The sequence below is a fragment of the Saccharibacillus sp. WB 17 genome (assembly GCF_008634075.2).
Taxonomy (GTDB): domain Bacteria; phylum Bacillota; class Bacilli; order Paenibacillales; family Paenibacillaceae; genus Saccharibacillus; species Saccharibacillus brassicae.
Window position 1 is genome coordinate 35,161 of record NZ_VPFK02000012.1, and the last position, 21,875, is coordinate 57,035.

The following is a 21,875-nucleotide window of genomic DNA, read 5'->3' on the forward strand; positions in this document are numbered from 1 at the left end:
AACATGGACGGAATCAATTCGATGCTGATCGCGGCGATTGTCGGCGGGCTTGCGCTCGGGCTCCTGCTTGTGCTGCGCAGAAATTCGGCTGCCGCAGGCGAAGAAGCGGAAGACGAGCTGCTGACGATCGACGATCTCCAGCGGTACGCGGCAGCGGCGATCAACGAATTCGCCAATGCGAACCTGCTCGATTTGGGTCTGTCGGCGGAAGAATTCGAACGCCGGAGAAACGTCGTGGCCGAACTTAAAAGTTCGCTCAAGACGTGCAATGCCGGCAGCCTGCCCGACAAGACGTATGTCAAATCGTTTATTTACGACCTGCTGCTGCGGGGCGGCGCCGTGAGCGAAGCGACGATCGACCGCATCCTGCCGTTCGGCGACGAACGCCTGCTGACCGTTGCGGACAAGTTCGACATTTTGCTGCATGCGTACAAGCGGGAACACGGAATGCAAGCTCTGAGCGTGCTGATCGACAAGCACGGCCTTGCCGAGCCGAAGTTCGTCATCGAGAACGCGGCGACCGAATCGTATATCATTACGGGTGAAGAAATAAGTGCCATTTACGGCGCCGAAGCGCCCCGCCTGTCTTTTGAAGACAAACTGCAGCTTGTCGTGCAGCGCGTCTATCAGCAGTACAAAGGGTTCGGGCCGATCGACGAACTGCGCGACCAGACGATCGACGGGGTATCGGGCGGCGTATCCGGCCTGCTGCCGGACATGCGCGAGACGGAAGACGAAGTCGAGCTGCTGCGCGCCATGCGCGGCGAGACGCCCAAAGGCTGCGACAGTGTATGGATTTTCTATCGCGGCAAATCGATCCGGCTGGCTTTTCTCGGCTTCGGCAGCCTGCTTGAGCTCAAGCGGGTCTGCCAGAACATTTACAAATTCGGCAGTCCCGGGCAGCTGTCCGAAGCGAAAGCTTATCGGATCAACGAGATGCGGGACGGTTCGCGGGTCGTCGTGGTCCGGCCTCCCTTTTCCGAGAGTTGGGCGTTTTTCGTCCGCAAATTCGATCTGCCGAACCTCAGCCTGGAACGTCTGCTCGGCGCCGCGGAAGGCAACAATTCCGAACTGCCGATCCGGATGCTCGACTACTTGATGAAAGGCGCACAGGTGACGGCCGTGACGGGGGAACAAGGTTCGGGCAAAACGACGCTGCTGATGGCGATGGTCAAAAGCATCTATGGTACCTTCAATTTGCGGATACAGGAATTGGCGTTTGAGCTGCATCTGCGCAGATTGTATCCCGAGCGCAACACGCTCGCTTTCCGCGAAACGGACCATATCAGCGGGCAGGAGGGGCTGGATCTGCAGAAGAAAACGGACGGCGCGGTCAATATCCTCGGCGAAGTGGCGACGGACCCCGTGGCGGCTTGGGCCGTGCAGATGTCTCAGGTGGCGAGCAAGTTCACCGTATTCAGCCATCACGCCAAAACGACGAAAGACCTGATCTGGTCGCTGCGCAATTCGCTGCTCAAGACGGGCACATTCCAGAACGAGCGGATCGCCGAAGAACAGGTGGCCAGCGTGATCGCATTTGACGTGCATCTGGAAAAAGAACGCGACGGCACCCGTCATATCGAGCGCGTGACCGAATGCGTTGCGCTCGATCCGGACGAAGAATCGTTCGCGGAACTCGGCCGGAAGCTTGCCGCCGGTACGGATGAAGCTTCGGCATTGAACGTGTTGGCGCAGGCGCAGCTAAGTTATTACCGGCGGATGACCGGACGCACGTTCGAGGTCCGCGACATCATCGCGTTTCGGGACGGCGCTTACGTACCCGTGCAGCGCCCGACGCCGGGAAAAGTGCAGCTGATGGCCGGCAATATGTCGCGGGAAGACGCCGCCGCTTTTCATGCGTTTTTGGATCGGTATTGGGGAAGTGAGCCGGCATGAGTCTGAAGTCGTGGATCATTCTGGCGTTGATTCTGTACCTTGTGCCGCTCGTGCTGGTGTTGATCCTGAAACGCCGAAGCCAAAAAAAATCGGGCAGCAAGGAGCCTCGCGTCAGCTGGATGAATCGCAAGGCTCAAGCGGGACCCGGCAACCCCGCGTTCAATCGCTTTTATCAACGTTCGTATGTACGTTCCGCGAAGTTTCCGCTGCTCGGCAGACAGGTCCGGCGGATTCGCCAGCGCCTGGCGATTATGGGGCCGTATGACGAAATGACGCTGCGCAAAGAAACGATGAAGATCACGTATGCCGTCCTGCTGATTAGTATCGGACTGCTGCTTGCTTTGACGCTGCTCGGACGAAGCTTCTCCGTCACCTTGCTTGGGGCGATCGGCTGCCTCGTCCTGAACGGCATGCTGATCGATCTGTTCGTGCATCGGGCGGAGAATCGGCTGCTCCAATATTTTCGCGATTTTCTGGAAGACAACCGGCACCAGTTTCAGGCCAGCCGGATGGCGGACGAAGCGATCTACGAAGCCACGCAGCTTGCCGGACACAACATGAGACTGCATGGCGAACAGATGCACAGTGTGCTGACAGCCAAAGACCCGGAGCGCAGCCTGTCGGCGTATTACGAAGTGGCGCCCAATCGGTATTTGAAAGCATTCACGGGCGTCGCCTGCATGATTATGGAATACGGAGACCAAGCGACGGCGAAAGGTTCCCTGTACCTGAACGCGATCGGCAAATTCGTGCAGGACATCAACTTCGACCTGCTGCGCCGCAGCCGGCTCAGTTACCAGCTGAACAGTCTCACGCTGATCGCGCTGGCGCCGATCCTGCTGTCGTTTCCGCTGGAACGCTGGGCCGAGCATTATTTCCCGCTCATGGGCGAGTTTTACGAAGGGCGGATCGGCATGGCGTCCAAACTGCTGCTGTACGCGATAGCGGTAGCGGCGTACGTACTTATTCGCAAGCTGGCGGAAACGGAAGAGTCTCGGTATGTACCCAAGCCCGGAGGTATCCGCTGGGAAAAGAAATTGTACGCATACCGGATCGTTCGCTGCGTCGTTGATCGTTTCGTGCCGCAAAAGCATACGAAAGCGCATGGCGATCTGTCCCGGCTGCTCAAAGAGTCAAATTCGCCGCTTCTGCTTGAATGGCTGACGCTCACACGGCTGCTGCTCGGCTTGTCGGTCGGCCTGCTGTCGGCGCTGATGTTCGTGTCCGTCCACGGCAGCATGATCCAGCGCGTGCGGGAAGCGCCGACGTATCCAAAAGGCGGCCTGATGATTGGGCGGACCGACGGGGCGGAACGCGCGGAAGCCGAGCGACTAACAGCATTCGACCGGAAAATCATGGATGAATTTCGAGGGATGCGAGGTGACGTGGAGGAAGCGCTGCGCAGACGCGTACGGGACACGGCCGGAGCGGTACTTGGCGAAGCGGAGCAGAACGAAGCGGCGGTTCGCATTGCCCGGAAGCTGGATCGGATGAACGACGAATATTTGAAAGCGTGGGAGCTGCTGCTTGCTGTCGCAGCCGGAGCGGCCGCGTCGTTCGTTCCCGTAGGCATTTTGCGTTTCCAGCGCCGGGTGCGCGGCATGGACATGCAGAGCGAAGTCGACCAGTTCCGAATGCTGATCTCGATTTTGAGCCAATTCGACCGGATGAGCGTGCAGATTTTACTGGAATGGCTGGAACGGTTTGCGGTGATCTTCAAGCCGGCGCTTCAGCGCTGCCTGCTCGATTTCGACGGAGGTGCCGCCGCCGCGTTGGCCGAACTGAAACACGAAGCGCCGTTTCCTGCTTTTATCCGGTTGATCGAACGGCTGGAAAATTCGCTGGAGCATCTGTCGATCCAGGAAGCGTTCGACGATTTGGAGATGGAGCAGGAGTATTACCGCGAACAAAAAAAAGAAACGATGGACCGGCTGATCGAAAACAAAGCGAGTTGGGGCCGGGATATCGGCTTTGCTCCCGTCATGTTCATGCTCGGCGCCTATATTATCGTTCCGTTTCTGTACGTGTCGTTTATGCAGATGAAAGATCTGATTGCCCGACTGGGCCAAATCTAAATCCAAATCCATGTATCGTATAAAAGGAGAATGTTATCTATGGGAAGCAACGCAACTTCGGGTTTGAAATTGGCCGCCGGCATTTTTCTGACGCTGGCTTTGATTACGACGGTCGTCGTAATCTTCATCTCTTCGCAGGACGCAGCCAAAGAAGGACAGACCCAGTTTTCGACGATCCAGACGCAGCTGTCGCAGACCCGCTTCAATATTTACGAGAATACGACGCTGTCCGGCAGCCAGGTCATGAACGCCGTGCGGCAGTACAACAACGACGAGCAGTTTGGTGTGTACGTCCTGACCGGCAAAGGCGGCGCTACGTATTACGGAAGCCAGTTTAACCAGACGACGGGCGTCATTACCGGCGATACCAAGAACAAGACGCTCAGCCCGGCGCTAAACGAAGCGGACAACAACTTCATCAATCCATCGGGCAAATTCAAATCTTCGATCGTGCGCGATGCCAACAATATGGTACGCGGCATCGTATTTACGCAGGCGAAATAAAGCCGAATCTTTACCGTCTTCCGTATGGGGCGGAAGGCGGCGAGGGGCAAGGAGACCGATATGGGGAATGCAAAAAGTTTTATGACGTTGGCCGCGATGTTTGCTTTGTTCATTGGCGCCTGTACGTATGCGGCGGATGTCGCAAGATCGATCGACGCCGGAACCCGGCTGGCCTACGAACTGAACACCGACCAAGATGGCAAAATCAAAACGGAGCTCGGCCTTGATTACGAAGAACGGTATTCCGGCGCGCAGATTCTGCTCATGATTCGAGGACTCACGGAAGAAGGAGCCGATATCGAGGTGAACGGGACGCTGTATCGATCCGGCTCGAATGACGACAATCTCGATCCGGCGATCCTGAACCTCAAGCACGCTTACCGGGCGTTGTATGAGAGGGGCACAGACGGCACGTTGAACAAAATTGTGTTCCGGAGCGGCACATGAACTATATAACCGGCATTTTCGCGGCTTTGCTGAGCGTCTTGCTGCTGTTTGTGTATCCGCTGTACGAACAGGCGCGCAGCCAGGACAAAATCGCAAACATCGTCGTGCAGGCGGCGGTGACCCGTTTTGTCGACAGCGCCCGCACCAAAGGGTATATTACGCCGCAGATGTACGAGACGTTTAATGCGCAGCTTGCCGCAACCGGCAATCCGTACGAAGTGCGGCTGGAGCATCTGCGCAAAAGGTATGTTCCGGAATACGGGGACCCGGCCGATCCTTCGACGTTCCGGAACCGGTTCACTCCTTTTTACGACGGATTTTACAACGAACAGATTTTGGCGGTGTTGTTCCCGAACCCTATCTCCAGCGCGGACGACCCCGCCCGGCGTTACGACATGCAGGTGGGCGATTATATCGGGATCAAGCTTGAAAACATCAACCGTACCGCGGCCGTGCAGCTGTGGGATTTCCTGATGAACGACAATACGGACGAAGGCGCGACGGTAGCGATCAATTACGAAGGAATGGTTCTCAATGAAGATCGTTAATTTCGCGCTGCTGTTCGTCTTGATCTTTTTCCCGGTGTTTCGGATTGCTTCCATGCATCTGGACGATCAGTATGCCGCCCTGCGGCTGAGCAGCCGTTACGACGCCATGCTTCGAACGGCCGTGCAGGATGCCGGTTACGTGTTGAACGATACGACGGCGCAAGGCGATCAGCCGGGTTACGATTCGCGGAAGTTTCTCGGGACGGACAAAGAACGCGCGGTCGAGACGTTCTATCGTTCGCTGGCGCTGAATATGGGCACGGGAGACGATCCCGCCGCGCTCGGCGCCCTCGCCGCTTATGTGCCCGCGATCGCGGTCATCGATTACGACGGTTACTTCATCTATGCGACAGAGTCGTTTGTCGATTCCGGCGGACAAACGCAGCTCCGGGCGGTATGGTCGCCCAAGAAACCGTACGCCTACTCGGATGCCGGCGGTTCCGTTATTCAGTTTACGCTGGACCGTTTCGTGAAGATCCATGATCGAAGCCGGCACGTCTGGGTGCAGGGAATGCGGGAAGAGATCGCTTCGGAGACGAATGTTCTTCTATTGAAGGATGCAGATACGTTCGAGAGCGTGCGCCGGCAGACCATCCTGAACGGTATCCAAAACGATCTGGCGTACGCCATTCACCGGCATAATCGATACGCGGCGCGCTACGGAGTGGATTATCTGTTCACACTTCCGCAAATTTCGCGCGAAGAATGGGACAACGGTATCGACGATATCGGAATCGCGGCGTTCTTGCAGGGGGTTCCGGTGGGCGATCAGGCGTATAATCATTACGCGTTCGGCGGAGGAAGGCTGGTCCGAACCAAGCAGGTGTACGGAGCGGCCGATCCGATCAGCGGCATCCGTTATTATTCGCGGGACCGTGCCGATCTTCCGGCCCCGAACGAAGAGACGTTCGGCAGCGAGCGGGAAGCGGCGCAGTCCGGTTATTTTCCGATCCGGCGACCGAACCCTTGAGTTTCGGCAGAAGCAACAAAGCAAGAAACGGCTCTCATGACTTTGCGGAAAAACTTTGGAGCAGCTCCAACAAATTCTGCTGCTGCGATTCGTTCATGCGGCCGAACAGATCGAGCAGCTGTCTTTCTTCTTCTTTTAGAGGATGTTCGAGCAGGTCGTCGACCGGGAGCAGCTCCGACAAAGGGATGCCCAGCGCGCGGCTGAGGCTGCTTAACGTATTGAGCCGGGGGGAGCGACGATTGCATTCGATATCGCTGATCGAGGATTGAGAGACGTTGGCACGTTGAGCGAGTTCGACCGAGGAGAGATGACGTGCTTTTCGCAAATAGCGCAGTTTGCTTCCGATATCCATAAAATCCGCCTTTCCCTAACCGAAAATAATTGAACGCACAAACAGAGTTGAGCTTCGTCAGTGGGCATGCCGCCCGTATAGTAAACCTAATATATACCGAATGCACGCGGCAGGTCTACGGATTCTTTTTCCAAAAACCGGATGATTTTCGGAGTTAAAAAAACGCGCAAATTTCCTCGTCGCCGGGCGGCGGGGGAATTTGCGCGTTCGAACAGGTTGGACGGTCGCGGCGGGCATAGGGAAGAGGGATACGCGGCCGGCGGCCGTATCCGGACTCAATCCCGGCTCTGAATGACCAACAGCAGGCCGCTTTCGATCGAGACGGTGCCCGATGGGCCCGACAGCTTATTGCTGACCGACAACGATTGCCCTTGGCGAAGCGTCGCGTTCTCGAGCGGATACTCGAAACCTTCCAGCGTAACCCCGCTCACTTCCATCGTGGCGGGAATGAGGGACACGTATGTAAATCCGCGGTCTTCGACGACCAGTTGGCTGCCGGTCAGCTGGATATAGTTGTTGCGGTCGCGGATCGTGCAGACTACCTGCCGCCGCAGCGCGCGAATAAGCAGCTGCACGTTGGCCAGCGTATGGTCCATCCGTCCGCCCGTCACGCCGAGCATGACGATCTCCGACGGCCGCTCGTTCAACGCCAGCTCGAAAGCGAGTTCGGTGTCCGTATAATTTTTGTCGACCGGGTCGCAGGTATCGATCCGGCCGCTGAGCAGGCGGATGCGCTCCGCGTCTTCGGGCGAAACCGAATCGAAATCGCCTACCGCGATATCCGGGCGAAGGCCGTGTTCGATCAGCATGAGGGCGCCGCGATCGGCTCCGATGAGCAGATCGCCGGGGCGGATATAATCCAGATAGTCGTCGGTCCACAATCCGCCGGATACGATAATGACGCGTGTGTCGTTCATGGCGCAGTTTCTCCTCCTTTCGGGTTCGGTACTTTTGTCGAAACAAGCAGGCTTGCTGTGCTGATATCCAGTATAGCGGACGCAGGGCGAAGCGTACAACGAACTTCGAAAGCGGGCGTCGTTTCAAGGTCGAAAAGGCGGCCGCCGCATGTGCTCCGTTTCGCCAGAAAAGTTTTGAAGGCGTTTGCAGTATTGTCAAAAATAAGCGCGTTGGAGAGCGCTTATCGGGTTAAGAAATAGAGAAGTGCGTCCGGCAGTTCTTTTTGCCAAAATCCCCACAGATGTTTGCCTTCCTTTTCCATATAATGCACTTTTGCTCCACGGTCCAGCAACAGGTCGCGCGTTCGGCGGTTAAGGTCGACGAAATCGAACGTGCCGTGATCGGTTTTGTATTCATTTTCCTGCAGGCCGACGATCATGTACGTGTCCAGCCATCCCAGATCTTCCTCGCGGGCAATGATCTCCTGGGACTCTTCGTAGTACGCACCCGAGAGGCTGATGATGCGCGGGAACTCGCCCGGGTACAACAGCGACAGATGCAGCGACATCGAACCGCCGAGCGAATCGCCGGCCAGGATGCGGTCGTCGCCGCGAACGCGGTATTTCTGCTCGACGAACGGAATGATCTCCCGCATGATGCAGTTGACGTAGGCTTCGTGCCGGTCGCCGAACGGCGCATATTCGGCCGTGCGCGTCTTGACGTCCACTTCGATGCCGACGACGATGAACGGTTCCACGCCTTCGTCAAGAATGAGCTGATTGGCATAGGTCGCGATACGTCCGAAATTGAAAAACTCTTCGCCGTCCTGGCAGTACACGACCGGATAGCTGAGCACTTCGTTGTAACCGGGAGGAAGATAGATGCGCAGCGCCCGGTCTTCGTTCAGAAAGGTGCTGGCAATGACTTCTTTCACAATCGTACGCTTGAGATAACGGGAATCGGTCATGGGAAATCGCTCCTTGGGTTCGGTATGGGTGCGCGTTTTGCATGCGCTTTACATGGCGGTCCGGAATGCGGTAAGATTGTGACTGTGCGGACGCTAAGACGTGAAACGTTCGAATTAGCTTTCTTGTTATATTAATCTTGTAGTCCTGTTATATATACAATCATAGAAATTAATGAACAAATATGGTTAATTTCTTTGACTCCGCTATGGAACAGGTGTATAATAATGATATAACAGAGGGCCAAGATATTCAAATTTTTTATTGAGGTGAAAACAATGAGCAAGGTTCCTTATGAAGTGTATACGGAAGAAGTCGAGGCTCTTTCCGTTCTGTCGCCGGATGGCGAAATTGTTAACGAAGCATTGATGCCGGTTCTGACCGACGATCAATTAAAAGAAGTTATGCGTCGCATGGTATTTACACGTACTTGGGACGAGCGCGCGATCAATCTGGGCCGCCAAGGCCGTCTCGGTTTCTATGCACCGGTATCCGGTCAGGAAGCGACGATGGTCGGCAGCGAATTCGCTCTGGAAAAAGAAGATTTCGTCTGCCCGGGCTACCGCGACATCCCGCAGCTCGTATGGCACGGACTTCCGCTGTACCAAGCATTCCTGTACTCCCGCGGTCACCAGCACGGCGGACAGATTCCGGAAGGCGTAAACGTCCTGATGCCGCAAATCATCATCGGCGCGCAGATCCTGCACGCAATGGGTATCGCAATGGGCTTCAAGCTCAAAAAGCAAAAGCAGGTCGCGATCACTTACACGGGTGACGGCGGTTCGTCGGAAGGCGACTTCTACGAAGGCCTGAACTACGCGGGCGTCTACAAACTGCCTGTTATCTTCTTCGTGCAAAACAACGGCTACGCGATCACCACTCCGTTCGCGAAGCAAACCGCTGCCCTGTCGATCGCCCACAAAGCGGTTGCAGCCGGCATCAAAGGCGTAAAAATCGATGGCATGGACGTTCTGGCCGTTATCAAATCGGTTCAAGACGCAGCCGAACGCGGTCGCAACGGTGAAGGCGCGACGCTGATCGAAGCCGTCACTTACCGCTTCAAACCGCACTCCCTTTCCGACGATACTTCCAAGTACCGGACGAAAGAGGAAGAAGGACAATGGAGCGAAAAAGATCCGTTGACCCGTTTCGCGAAATACCTGGAGAAAAAAGGACTTTGGACAGCCGACGATACGGAACGCGTAAGAGCGGAAGCCAAAGAAACCGTAGCCGAGCAAATCAAGAAGGCAGAGAAAACGGAGAAAATGACCGTTTCCGGCCTGATCGATTCGATGTTCGAACATACCCCTAAACACCTGGAAGAGCAAAAAGCGGACTTCCAGTAAAAGAATCGGTTCCGGTCGGAGCGGCCCCTACGGCGCTCTACCGAACCTTTTACCTGCGCATATAAGTGTGAACTTTTCATAGAGCAAGATTCCAGCGAACGTAACGTTAAGGAGGAAATGTAGCAATGGCACAAATGAACATGAAAGAAGCAATCCGCGACGCAATGCGGGTGGAACTCAAGCGCGACCCGAACGTGCTCATCTTCGGTGAAGACGTGGGTAACGTGGGCGGCGTATTCCGCGTGACGGAAGGGCTGCAAAAAGAATTCGGCGAGGAGCGCGTATTCGATACGCCGCTGGCCGAATCCGCGATCGGCGGCATGGCTGTCGGTCTGGGCGTTCAGGGCTTCCGCCCGATCGCCGAAATCCAATTCGTCGGCTTCATCTTCGAAGCTCTCGACCAAATGATCGTTCAAGCGGCGCGTATGCGTTACCGTTCGGGCGGCCGTTACAACTCGCCGATCGTATTCCGTACGCCTTTCGGCGGCGGCGTAAAAGCGGCAGAACTTCACACCGACGCGCTTGAAGGCCTGCTCGTTCAAAGCCCGGGCATCAAAGTGGTCGTGCCTTCCAACCCTTACGACGCAAAAGGCCTGCTGATCTCGGCGATCCGCGATAACGATCCTGTCTTCTTCATGGAACACTTGAACCTGTACCACGCTTTCCGTTCCGAAGTGCCGGAAGGCGAATACACGGTTGAACTGGGCAAAGCGAACATCGTTCGCGAAGGTTCGGACGTAACGATCCTGACTTACGGCATGTGCGTACACACTTCCGTCAAAGCTGCCGAGCAGCTGGAAAAAGAAGGCATCCACGCCGAAGTCATCGACCTGCGCACCCTGAACCCGCTCGACATCGACACGATCGTGACTTCGGTCAAGAAAACGAACCGTGCCATCGTCGTTCAGGAAGCTCAAAAATCTGCCGGCATCGCGGCTGAAGTCATCGCTCAAATCAACGAAAAAGCCATTCTTCACCTGGAAGCTCCTGTACTGCGCGTGACTCCTCCGGATACGGTTTACGCTTTCGCGCAAATCGAGGATGCATGGCTGCCGACTCCTGAGCGTATCATCACGAACGTGAAGAAAGTTCTTGAATTTTAATTAGTAATATCCAGAAGGAGGTAGTGCAACGTGGCAAAATTCGAATATAAATTCCCAGAACTCGGCGAAGGCCTGCACGAAGGCGAAATCGTCAAAATGCACATCAAAGCCGGAGACAAAGTCACCGACGACGACATTATCATGGAAGTGCAAAACGATAAAGCGGTTGTCGAAGTGCCTTGCCCGGTAAACGGCACGGTACTCGAAGTTCGTGCTGCGGACGGAGAAGTTCACCATGTGGGCGACGTGATCGCGATCATCGAAGCCGAAGGCGAACTGCCGCATAACGACGAAGAAACGGCACCGGGTCCGCAAGCGGACGCGGCTCAAGAATCCAACGCTGCGGTAGGCGGCGTGGATACGAAGTCTTCGCCGGCGACAGCCGATCCGTCGGAATCGCAAGCTTCTTCTTCGCAAGGTTCGGCAAGCAACAAATTCGCCTACAAGTTCCCGGAACTCGGCGAAGGCCTGCATGAAGGCGAAATCGTCAAAATGCATATCAAAGTCGGAGACAAAGTTACCGATGACGATATCATCATGGAAGTGCAAAACGACAAAGCGGTCGTTGAAGTACCTTGTCCGGTAAACGGCACCGTACTCGAAGTTCGCGTAGCGGACGGAGAAGTTCACCACGTTGGCGACATCGTGGCGATCATCGCCGTTGAAGGCGAAATGCCGGAAGGTTCGGAAATGATCGAAGAATCGGCTCCGGCCGCCGAAGCGAACGCTCCGACCGCAACTTCCCCGGCTGCCGCTCCTGCAGCAGCATCGAGCCGCGAAGTGCTTGCAACGCCAAGCGTACGCAAGTTCGCCCGCGAAGAAAGCGTCGACCTGAGCCAGGTTCAAGGCACAGGCAAGAACGGCAAAATCTCGCGTGAAGACGTCGAGAACTTCAAGAAAAACGGCGGACAAGCTCCAGCCGCAGCAGAAGCCGCTCCGGCTGCCGCTTCGACCGAAGCTTCGGCTGCCGCAAAATCGGAAGCTCCGGCAAAAGCGGCATCCGCGCCTGCCGCATCGGCAGCCGCTGCCGACGAAGAACGCGTACCGTTCAAAGGCATCCGCAAAGCCATCTCGAACGCGATGGTCAAATCGGCTTACACGGCTCCGCACGTTACGATCATGGACGAAGTCGACGTAACCGAACTGGTCGCTTTCCGTACCCGCATGAAACCGCTGGCCGAGAAGAAAGGCATCAAAGTCACTTACCTGCCGTTCATCGTCAAGGCTCTGGTTGCCGCTGTACGCGAATTCCCGGCCCTGAACGCTTCGATCGACGAAGCGGCCAACGAAATCGTCTACAAAAAGCACTATGACATCGGCATCGCGACAGACACCGAAAACGGTCTGATCGTACCGGTCGTCAAAGACGCCGACCGCAAGAGCGTGTTCAAGATCGCGGAATCGATCAGCGATCTGGCCAAACGCGGCCGCGACGGCAAGCTTGCTCCGAACGAGATGAGAGGCAGCACGATCTCCATCACGAACATCGGTTCCGCAGGCGGCATGTTCTTCACGCCGATCATTAACTATCCGGAAGTGGCAATCCTCGGAACGGGCCGCATCAGCGAAAAAGCCATCGTAAGAAACGGCGAAATCGTAGCTGCTCCGATGATGGCTCTGTCCCTCAGCTTCGACCACCGTCTGATCGACGGCGCTACTGCACAAAATTGCATGAACTATCTTAAATCCCTGCTCGCTAATCCCGAGCTGATGGTAATGGAGGTATAAACAATGGTAGTAGGAGACGCTTCCCTGGATATTGACACATTGGTAATCGGTGCCGGACCCGGCGGCTATGTAGCCGCCATCCGCGCCGCTCAACTGGGACAACAGGTTCTGATCGTGGACAAAGCCGAACTCGGCGGTGTCTGCCTCAACCGCGGTTGTATTCCTTCCAAAGCTCTGATCTCGGCTGCGCACAGCTTCGAAAACGCGCAGCACGGCGAAGCTTTCGGCATTACGGCAAGCGACGTTAAAGTCGACTTCGCCAAAACCCAAGAGTTCAAAAACGGCGTCGTCAAGAAAATGACGAACGGCGTAAGCGGACTGCTCAAAGGCAACAACGTTGAAGTCTTCAACGGCGAATGCATGTTCATCAACGAAAACGAAGCACGCGTATTCAACGATCACGAATCGCCGCGCTACCGTTTCAAGAACTGCATCATCGCGACGGGTTCCCGTCCGATCGAATTGAAGCCTTTCCCGTTCGGCGGACGCATCCTGTCGTCGACCGAAGCGCTGAACCTGCCTGAGATTCCGAAAAGCCTTATCGTTATCGGCGGCGGTTATATCGGTGCCGAGCTGGGCCAGATGTACGCGAAGTTCGGCACGAAAGTGACGATCATCGAAGGTCTGGACACCGTTCTGCCTGGTTTTGACAAAGACATGACAAACCTCGTGTCGAAAACCATGAAGAAAAACGGCATCGAGATTCACGCGAATGCCAAAGCCGAAAGTGCAACGCAAACGGACAAAGACGTAACCGTGAAATTCTCCGTAGGCGGAGAAAGCCAGGAAATCACGGCCGACTACCTGCTCGTAACGGTTGGACGTCGTCCAAACACTGACGGCGAACTGGGTCTGGACATGATCGGCGTTGAGCTCGACGAGCGCGGCCTGATCAAGGTCGACCAACAAGGTCGTACCAGCATTCCGCATATCTTCGCAATCGGCGATATCGTGCCTGGCCTCGCGCTGGCACATAAAGCTTCGTACGAAGGTAAAGTGGCTGCCGAAGCGATTGCCGGACATCCGGCTGTCGTCGACTACAAGTGCATGCCTGCCGTGGTCTTCACGGATCCGGAATGCTCCAGCGTCGGCCTGACCGAAAAAGAAGCCAAAGAAAAAGGCTTCAACGTCGTGGCGGGTAAATTCAGCTACGGCGGCAACGGCCGTGCCGTATCGCTGAACCATCCGGAAGGCTTCGTGAAAATCGTTGCCGAAGAAAGCACCGGCGTCGTATTGGGCAGCCAAATCGTCGGTCTGGAAGCGACGAACATGATCGCCGAAATGGGCCTTGCCGTCGAAATGGGCGCAACCCTGGAAGATCTGGCCCTCACTATTCACGCTCACCCGACACTGGGCGAAATCGTGATGGAAGCGGCCGAGCTGGTTCTGGGCAACCCGATCCACGCAATCGCTCCTAAAAAACGCTAATTTCAAAAGCATGAATCTATAAAAGCAAAGCGGGCGCCTACAGGCGTCCGCTTTTTCATATGCGCCTTAAATTTCTCTGTCGAAAAAAGATGAAATTTACCGGCGAATTCGGTTTTTTCATCCTCACGGGGCCTATTCCTTTTTGCGGCGGACGTGATAAACTAGACGAACGAGCATTTGCTTTCGGCTTTACAAAATAAGAACGACGAATAAGGGCGGTTTCTCGCAAGAAGAGAACGAATGCCCTGGAACAGAGGTGGCTTTTTTTGCGTAAATATTTGGATTTGCTGCAGGATATTTTGGATCACGGGACGGAAAAAGGAGACCGGACAGGGACCGGCACGGTGTCGGTATTCGGCCGCCAGCTGCGGTTCGACCTGACGGAAGGTTTTCCGCTGCTGACGACGAAAAAACTGCATCTGAAGTCGATCGTGCACGAACTGCTGTGGTTCCTCAAAGGCGATACGAATGTCGGTTACTTGCAGGAAAACGGGGTGCGGATCTGGAACGAATGGGCCGACGAGAACGGCGAGCTGGGACCGGTATACGGTTCGCAGTGGCGCGCCTGGGAGACGCCGGACGGCCGGAAGATCGACCAGATCTCGCAGGTGATCCATTCAATCAAGCACAATCCCGATTCCCGCCGCCATATCGTAAGCGCCTGGAACGTGGCCGAGATCGACAATATGAAGCTTCCTCCGTGCCATCTGCTGTTCCAGTTCTACGTGGCGGACGGCAAGCTCTCCTGTATGCTGACGATGCGTTCCGTCGATACGTTCCTCGGCCTGCCGTTCAACATTGCGAGCTATGCGCTGCTCACCCATATGATCGCGCAGCAGTGCGGCCTTGAAGTCGGCGAGTTCGTCTGGTCGGGCGGCGACGTGCATATTTACTCCAACCATATCGAGCAGGTCCGTACGCAGCTGCAGCGACAACCGGGCGAGCTGCCGCAGCTGCGCATTTTGCGCAAGCCGGATTCCATTTTCGATTACCGTTATGAAGATTTCGTGTTCGAAAATTATGATCCGCAGCCGGGCATCAAAGCGCCGATTGCGATCTAGGAGGGCCTTATGCCGACAATTACGCTTATTTGGGCCCAGGACGAGAACGGGCTGATCGGTCGGGATAACACGCTTCCGTGGCGCCTGCCGGCCGATATGGCTTATTTCAAACGCGAAACGCTGGGCAAGCCGGTGGTGATGGGACGCAAAACGTGGGAGTCGTTCGGTTCCAGGCCGCTCAAGGATCGTCCGAACCTCGTGCTGACGCGCGATGTTTCTTATGCCGCGGAAGGGGCGCACGTTGTGCATACGGCCGAAGAAGCGCTCGCTGCCGCAGGCGGGGAAGAAGTGATGATCATCGGCGGGTCGCAGGTGTACGAGCTGTTCCTGCCGTTGGCCGATCGGCTGCGTGTGACGCGGGTACATGAAGCTTTTGTGGGGGATACGCATTTTCCGGAGCTGGACTGGTCGGGCTGGACGCTCGTGCACACGGAAGAAGGCGTGCAGGACGAGAAGAACGTGTACCGTTACGTTTTTGAGATTTACGAACGTTCTACACAAAATGCAAATTAATTTCCGTATAATCTATTTCAAATAACGAACGAAAAATGATATTATGGTTGAAATATATCGCTTGTGATAGAATAGAGAACAAAAATCAAGAACTTATGCGGATGGGGGAAACGTTCGATGTCTACACCTACTGGATTTATGGAATATAAGCGTCAGCTGCCAACGGATCGCAATCCGCTTGAACGCATCAAAGATTGGGAAGAATTCCATAAACATATGTCGGAAGAAGAACTGCGTACGCAGGGAGCGCGCTGCATGGACTGCGGAACGCCGTACTGCCACGTGGGCGTGAACATGAGCGGCGGCACGTCCGGCTGCCCGGTGCACAATCTGATTCCGGAGTGGAACAACCTGGTGTATCGGGGATTGTGGAGAGAGGCGCTCGACCGTCTGCATAAAACGAACAACTTCCCGGAATTTACCGGCCGCATCTGTCCGGCTCCGTGCGAAGGTTCTTGTACCGTCGGCTTGATCGGCCAGCCGGTTACGATCAAGAGCATCGAAGAAGCGATTATCGAAAAAGGGTTTGCGGAAGGTTGGGTGCAGCCCGAACCGCCCAAACACCGCACCGGCAAAAAGATTGCTGTGGTCGGCTCGGGACCTGCGGGCTTGGCCTGCGCGGCGCAGCTGAACAAAGCGGGCCATTCCGTGACCGTCTACGAGCGTTCCGACCGCGTCGGCGGCCTGCTGACGTATGGCATTCCGTCCATGAAGCTCGAAAAGGACATCGTGCAGCGCCGCGTCGACCTGTTGGCGGCCGAAGGCATCACGTTCATTACGTCGACGGAAATCGGCAAAGACATTCCGGCGCAGCAGCTGACGGACGAATTCGACGCCGTCGTACTTTGCGGCGGTGCAACGAAACCGCGTGAATTCAACATCGAAGGCAGCCATCTCAAAGGCGTGACGTACGCGATGGACTTCCTGAACGGCACGATCAAAAGTTACCTCGATTCCAATCTGGAAAATGGCGAATACATTTCGGCGGAAGGCAAAGACGTGATCGTCATCGGCGGCGGCGACACCGGTTCCGACTGTGTGGCGACTTCGCTGCGTCACGGCTGCAGCAGCATTACCCAGTTCGGCACGCACAACAAAGCGCCGCTGGAACGCGACATTCTGGCCAACCCGTGGCCGCAGTTCCCGAACGTGTACACGCTCGATTACGCGCAGGAAGAAGCGAAAGCGATCTTCGGCGACGATCCGCGCGAGTTCTCGATCATGACGACGAAGTTCGTCGGCGACGACGAAGGCAATCTCAAAGAACTGCATACGGTCCAGATTCAGCGGATCGTCGACGAAAATGGTCGTAAAATCTATGCACCGATCGAAGGGACCGAAAAAGTGTTCCCGGCTCAAATGGCGCTGATCGCGATCGGCTTCGACGGACCGGAGCAGACGCTGGCGGATCAGCTTGGCCTGCAAACGGACCGCTGGACGAACGTCAAAGCCAAATACGGCGAATACAAAACGAATTCCGATAAAGTGTTTGCCGCAGGCGATATGCGCCGCGGACAAAGCCTCGTCGTCTGGGCGATCAACGAAGGCCGCGAAGCGGCTCGCGAAGTGGACAAGTTCCTCATGGGAGCCACGGTTCTCGTCTAATCGCTTGGCAGCGGGCGCTGCCTTGGACGAAGTAAATCAAGCAGATCGTTCCTGCCTCTAATAGCTTGAGAGCAAAGGGTCGTACACCGGTACGGCCCTTTTTCATGTCATTCAGCAACCTTTTGTCATATTATATTACACATAAAGCGAAAAATCTATTCGTTATTTTCTTTTTTTGCGTGCAAGTTATATTAAATAACACAAACATCACATATCGGGTAATTCAGCCATTTCGTTCTCTTTTCAAGGCGGTAGCGAAAAACGAATCTCCATGCTAAAATGAAGATTCGGATAGCGGTTCGAACGCACGGAACAAACGGGGCCAGGCCGGCCGGGAGTGCAGCTCTCGGCTTTTTGCTTGCTTATTCCACAGGAGGAGATCAATTTGCTGCTAATTATTGCGGAAAAACCCGATCAGGGGGCCAAGCTGGCGGCGCCGTTCAAGCACAAAAAAACACAGGGCTATATCCAGATCGAGAAATGCCCGACTTTTCCGGACGGTGCTTATGTCAGTTGGGCGGTCGGGCATATTTGCGAACTTGTTCCCCCGGAAGAATACGATCCGGCGTACAAGCGGTGGAGTCTGAACAGCCTGCCGATTTTGCCGGGCAAATTCAAACATCGCATCACCCCGTCCAAAGCCAAGCAGTTTAATCTGCTGCAGGAACTGCTCAAGCGTCCGGAAGTGAACGGAATCATTATCGCGAGCGATGCCGGGCGGGAAGGCGAATATATCGTCCGCATCGTCATCCAGCTCAGCGGAGTCAAAAAGCCGATGAAGCGGCTGTGGATTTCTTCGCTGACACCGCGTGCGGTCGAGCAGGGATTTGCCAATCTCAAAGACGAAAGCGAGACCCGCAATCTGTATTACGAAGCGGTCAGCCGCTCGTGCGCGGATTGGCTCGTCGGCATGAACGGCTCCCGGGTCTATTCCCTGCTGTTCCAGCGGCGCGGCGTGCAGGGCGTGTTCTCGACGGGACGGGTGCAGAGCCCGACCCTTGCGCTGATCGTCAACCGGGAGAAAGAGATCGCCCATTTCAAGCCGGAACCGTTCTGGGAAGTGAAAGCCCGGTTCGCGATCGGCGGGGCGGAATACGAAGGCACCTGGTTCAAAGGCGAAGAGACACGTCTGAAAACGCCGGAAGAAGCCGAAGAGATTCGGGCGCGCTGTGCAGGCAAAGACGCCGTCGTCGAGTCGATCGAGACGGAGCGCAAAGAGTTTCAGCCGCCGCAGCTGTTTTCCCTGTCGTCGCTTCAGGCGTCCGCCAACCAGATTTTCAAATATTCGCCGCAGGATACGCTGAGCGCTTTGCAGCAGTTGTATCTGGACGGCTACATTTCATACCCGCGTTCCGATTCGTCGTACGTGACGGACGAGGAAGCGAAGCAGTTTCCGGACATTTTGGACAAACTGCAAAGCTTTAATGAACTCAAGATTTTCCTGCCGGCACCCAAATCGACGCTGATCGGCAACAAGCGCTACGTGAATGCTTCCAAAGTCGGGGATCACTACGCGATCATCCCGACCGAACAGGTGCCGCAGCCGGGCAAGCTGCAGGGCATGAACCTTAACTTGTACCTGCTGATCGCCAAGCGTCTGATCGCCGCGCACGAAGAGAAAGCGATTATCGACTATACGAATCTCGTAACGATGGTAGACGGGCGCGATCCGTTCATGACGAAAGGCAAAGTGATCGTGCAGGAAGGTTGGCGCAAGGTGCTGTACGACAACGCGGCGAAAAAGAAAGCGAAAAGCGGCCGGGAAGACGATAAAAGCGACAAAGAGGAAGACGACGAAGATCTGTCCGTGCTGCCGCCTGTCCAAAAAGGCGATGCCGGCACGGTGGCGGACGTCCAGGTCAAAGAAGGCAAGACCCAACCGCCGAAGCGGTATACCGAAGGTCAGCTGATCACTTTGATGAAGACGGCCGGCAAACATCTGGACAATGCGGAGTTGGAAAAAGTGTTGCAGCGTACCGAAGGGTTGGGCACCGAAGCGACGCGTGCGGGTATTATCGGCGGGCTCAAAGACCGCCAGTATATCGATGTCCGCAAAAATATGGTGTACGCGACGAACAAAGGCACGGTGCTGATCGAAGCGCTCGGCCAAAGCGTGCTGGCTTCGGCCGAAATGACGGCGAAGTGGGAACAGCGGCTCGGCGAGATCGGACGGGGACAGGAATCGCCGAAAGCTTTTATGGAACAAGCGCAGCGGCTCGCCCAGAAGATTGTGTCCGACGCGGTCGCGGCCGAGAAAGACTGGACGTTCACCGTCGAACTGCCCAGAAACGAAGAACGTCCGGCCTACGGGAAAAGCGCGGGGAACCGCGGTGGATCGGACGGCGGACGCGAGGATCGCGGCGGGGCGGCCGAGCTCGGCGCCTGCCCGATCTGCGGCAAACCGGTCGTCGACAAAAAAAACTTCTACGGCTGCACGGGTTATCCGTCCTGCACGTTTACGTTTTCCAAAAAAATTCTCGGCAAAGCGATCTCGGAAACCCAGGTTAAACGGCTGCTCGACAAAGGGGAGACGCTGATGCTCAAAGGGTTCAAAAAAGGCGAGAAAACGTTCGACGCGGCGCTTGCCTGGAACAGGGAACAGCAAAAGCTCGACTTTTTGTTCGCCGACCGCGGAAGCAAACCGGACAAGCCGGAGCAGGCCAAACGAGGCTCGTAAATGCGGACGCAAAAAAACGGACCCTTTAAAGGGTCCGTTTTTGAACGGATGCGCGAGCGGCGCGGCTGATCAGCTCCGGCACTTCCGGCAGCTTGGCTACCGTATGCAGCGAGCCGGTGGAAGATTCGCCCAACTCGATCAGGTTGTAGGCCCATTCGCGTTCCTGCTTGAGATAGACGGCGTTGATATCGGCGCTGAGCGCGGGCGCGATATCGGTCCGCAGCGAATTGCCGATCATCCAGGTCGACGGGCGCGGAAGCGATTTGGCGCGCAGGATGCCTTCGAGCGCCTGCACGTTTTTGTGCTGATGGATAAAGATGTCGGAGCCGAAATACGTGCCCAGCTTCATCTGGTCGATTTTGCGCTGCTGGATCCGGTCTTCGCCGCCCGTGTACAGATACAGGGCGTGCCCTTCGCCGCGCAGCCGCTCCAGCGTCTCGACCATGCCCGGGTACGGCTCGACTTCCTGGTCGTACACGCTGAGTCCCAGCTTCACGAGGCCCGCTTCTTCGGCGTTGCTGCCGATCCGGTGATGCGCAGCCGAGAAATGCCGGTAGGTCGCGATCAGCGATTCCGGAAAATGATGGCTGGCGAAGCCGACCACGTGCACGCCGGCGATATCGATCTCCAGCTGCTTGGAGCGGATCTGTTCGACAGTCACGCCGTACTCGCCGAACCAATCCAGCATCCGGTCGAAAAAGGCGTCCAGAATCTGGTCGAAATATTTGTTGCAGTAGACGAGCGTGTCGTCCAGGTCGAATATCAAATGTTGTTGGCTGGTACCCGTCACGGGATAGTCACTCCTTCGAAAATCCGGGCGGGGGTCGGTCGTCCATGGTTCAGAGAATTCGATTAAAGGCGAAGATACGATTCCAGAAACATTTGCAGTTCCGATGCCCCGTCGGGACGTATACTGAATTTTTCGTTCGATTGTTCGCCGATATGCGTGCGCAGCAGACCGGCGGTCCGCAGCAGCACCATATGAGGCTTCAGCGCTTCGGCGGGCTGCTTCAAATCGCGCTCCATTTCAAGCAGGGAACGCGGCTGGTCGGCGACGTAGCGCAGCATCTTGAGCCGGTCCGGCACGGCGAGCGCCCGCGTCATGCGCAGCAGCACGGTCGGCGGCTCGCTCTCTTCGGGTTCCGGCACGTCGACCGGATATTGGATCAGCAGCACGTTCTGGTAAAAGCAGTACGTGTTCATCGGCCGGTTGTGCACGGTCGGAAACAGGATGACCGTCTTCAAATCCAGCGGCGTCTCGACGACGAGGCCGCCCGACGCGTACTCCACCAGGGCGCTGGCATCCATCTTGAGCAGCAGTTCGCGCTTCTCCGCCGCGTCTTCTTCGATCAGCGGCAGGACGGAATCCTGAATGCCCTTGAAGTAATAAGTATACCATGACTTGAGCAGAGGCGTGTAGTCGCGCTGAATGCGGGACATGTCGCCTTGCGTCAATGAAGGCAGCTGCGGCGCGATCCGCTGAAGCAGCCGTTCCGCCGGTTCGGCGAGCAGGCGGTCGAGGAAAAGGGGAATATCTTCGCCCACTTCGCGTTCGATCACGAGGGCGTACAGCGCGTCGAAATCGAGAAAAGGCCAGCCGGCCGCTTCGACGAACCGCTGCCGCATCTCGGGCGGCATGCCGGCTTCCGCTTCTTCGGACCAGCCGGAACCGATATCGAGGTTGGGCAGCCACTTTTTCGTAATATGCACCATAAAACTGCCGAGAAGTTCGTAAATCCCGGATACGTCGATCTTGATTT

General features: G+C 56.1%; 19 protein-coding genes. 14 read left to right on the forward strand and 5 right to left on the reverse strand.

Annotated features, from left to right (window positions below; translation table 11 throughout):
* Positions 1 to 3 precede the first annotated feature (3 nt).
* From FTE24_RS04215 to FTE24_RS04240, 6 genes are read left to right on the forward strand one after another with little or no spacing between them, the layout of a single operon-like run.
* The gene (locus tag FTE24_RS04215) at positions 4 to 1,896 is read left to right on the forward strand and encodes a Flp pilus assembly complex ATPase component TadA (RefSeq protein WP_150229296.1); all 1,893 of its coding nucleotides are present in this window, start codon (positions 4 to 6) and stop codon (positions 1,894 to 1,896) included.
* Positions 1,893 to 3,971 (forward strand): hypothetical protein, encoded by a 2,079-nt coding sequence (locus tag FTE24_RS04220; RefSeq protein ID WP_150229294.1) that lies wholly within the window; start codon positions 1,893 to 1,895, stop codon positions 3,969 to 3,971. The genes FTE24_RS04215 and FTE24_RS04220 overlap by 4 nt, the downstream gene beginning before the upstream one ends.
* 39 nt (positions 3,972 to 4,010) lie before the next feature.
* Entirely contained in the window at positions 4,011 to 4,475 is a 465-nt protein-coding gene (locus FTE24_RS04225; RefSeq protein ID WP_150229292.1) for an ABC transporter permease, read from the forward strand.
* Positions 4,476 to 4,535: 60 nt separating this feature from the next.
* Positions 4,536 to 4,922, forward strand: a complete 387-nt coding sequence (locus FTE24_RS04230) for a hypothetical protein (RefSeq protein WP_150229290.1) — start codon at positions 4,536 to 4,538, stop codon at positions 4,920 to 4,922.
* Positions 4,919 to 5,470, forward strand: coding sequence for a hypothetical protein (locus FTE24_RS04235; protein ID WP_150229288.1), 552 nt, complete (start codon positions 4,919 to 4,921; stop codon positions 5,468 to 5,470). Before FTE24_RS04230 ends, FTE24_RS04235 begins: the two co-directional genes overlap by 4 nt.
* A complete protein-coding gene (locus FTE24_RS04240; protein ID WP_150229286.1) occupies positions 5,457 to 6,440 on the forward strand; it encodes a hypothetical protein in 984 nt (327 codons plus the stop codon). Before FTE24_RS04235 ends, FTE24_RS04240 begins: the two co-directional genes overlap by 14 nt.
* 34 nt (positions 6,441 to 6,474) lie before the next feature.
* Here FTE24_RS04240 and FTE24_RS04245 read toward each other — a convergent pair whose 3' ends face one another.
* The 3 genes from FTE24_RS04245 to FTE24_RS04255 form a co-directional block, all read right to left on the reverse strand.
* Positions 6,475 to 6,792, reverse strand: a complete 318-nt coding sequence (locus FTE24_RS04245; protein WP_141449945.1) for a helix-turn-helix domain-containing protein — start codon at positions 6,790 to 6,792, stop codon at positions 6,475 to 6,477.
* A gap of 275 nt (positions 6,793 to 7,067) precedes the next feature.
* On the reverse strand, positions 7,068 to 7,709 hold the full coding sequence (locus FTE24_RS04250) for a thiamine diphosphokinase (protein ID WP_150229284.1): 642 nt from the start codon (positions 7,707 to 7,709) through the stop codon (positions 7,068 to 7,070).
* A 221-nt stretch (positions 7,710 to 7,930) separates the two neighbouring features.
* Positions 7,931 to 8,656: an alpha/beta hydrolase gene (locus FTE24_RS04255; protein ID WP_150229282.1), complete on the reverse strand. Its 726-nt coding sequence runs from the start codon at positions 8,654 to 8,656 to the stop codon at positions 7,931 to 7,933.
* 276 nt (positions 8,657 to 8,932) lie between these two features.
* Between FTE24_RS04255 and pdhA the strand changes: the two genes are divergently transcribed.
* The 8 genes from pdhA to FTE24_RS04295 all read left to right on the forward strand — a co-directional run bounded on the left by pdhA (position 8,933) and on the right by FTE24_RS04295 (position 20,115).
* Positions 8,933 to 10,000 (forward strand): pyruvate dehydrogenase (acetyl-transferring) E1 component subunit alpha, encoded by a 1,068-nt coding sequence (gene pdhA, locus FTE24_RS04260; protein ID WP_141449942.1) that lies wholly within the window; start codon positions 8,933 to 8,935, stop codon positions 9,998 to 10,000.
* A 125-nt stretch (positions 10,001 to 10,125) separates the two neighbouring features.
* Positions 10,126 to 11,103, forward strand: a complete 978-nt coding sequence (locus FTE24_RS04265) for an alpha-ketoacid dehydrogenase subunit beta (RefSeq protein ID WP_141449941.1) — start codon at positions 10,126 to 10,128, stop codon at positions 11,101 to 11,103.
* Between the two features lie 30 nt (positions 11,104 to 11,133).
* A complete protein-coding gene (locus FTE24_RS04270; protein ID WP_150229280.1) occupies positions 11,134 to 12,831 on the forward strand; it encodes a 2-oxo acid dehydrogenase subunit E2 in 1,698 nt (565 codons plus the stop codon).
* Positions 12,832 to 12,834: 3 nt separating this feature from the next.
* Entirely contained in the window at positions 12,835 to 14,259 is a 1,425-nt protein-coding gene (gene lpdA, locus FTE24_RS04275) for a dihydrolipoyl dehydrogenase (protein WP_141449939.1), read from the forward strand.
* A gap of 266 nt (positions 14,260 to 14,525) precedes the next feature.
* On the forward strand, positions 14,526 to 15,320 hold the full coding sequence (locus tag FTE24_RS04280; RefSeq protein WP_150229278.1) for a thymidylate synthase: 795 nt from the start codon (positions 14,526 to 14,528) through the stop codon (positions 15,318 to 15,320).
* Positions 15,321 to 15,329: 9 nt separating this feature from the next.
* Entirely contained in the window at positions 15,330 to 15,833 is a 504-nt protein-coding gene (locus FTE24_RS04285; RefSeq protein WP_150229277.1) for a dihydrofolate reductase, read from the forward strand.
* A gap of 117 nt (positions 15,834 to 15,950) precedes the next feature.
* A complete protein-coding gene (locus FTE24_RS04290; protein WP_150229275.1) occupies positions 15,951 to 17,438 on the forward strand; it encodes a glutamate synthase subunit beta in 1,488 nt (495 codons plus the stop codon).
* A gap of 385 nt (positions 17,439 to 17,823) precedes the next feature.
* Positions 17,824 to 20,115, forward strand: a complete 2,292-nt coding sequence (locus FTE24_RS04295) for a DNA topoisomerase III (protein WP_150229273.1) — start codon at positions 17,824 to 17,826, stop codon at positions 20,113 to 20,115.
* Between the two features lie 25 nt (positions 20,116 to 20,140).
* On the opposite strand, the gene FTE24_RS04300 is transcribed toward FTE24_RS04295, so the two are convergent.
* Positions 20,141 to 20,905 (reverse strand): HAD family hydrolase, encoded by a 765-nt coding sequence (locus FTE24_RS04300; protein WP_150229271.1) that lies wholly within the window; start codon positions 20,903 to 20,905, stop codon positions 20,141 to 20,143.
* Positions 20,906 to 20,967: 62 nt separating this feature from the next.
* Positions 20,968 to 21,828 carry an ArsR family transcriptional regulator gene (locus FTE24_RS04305; protein ID WP_150230661.1) on the reverse strand — a complete coding sequence of 287 codons (861 nt, stop codon included), beginning with the start codon at positions 21,826 to 21,828 and terminating at the stop codon, positions 20,968 to 20,970.
* Between the last annotated feature and the right edge of the window lie 47 nt (positions 21,829 to 21,875).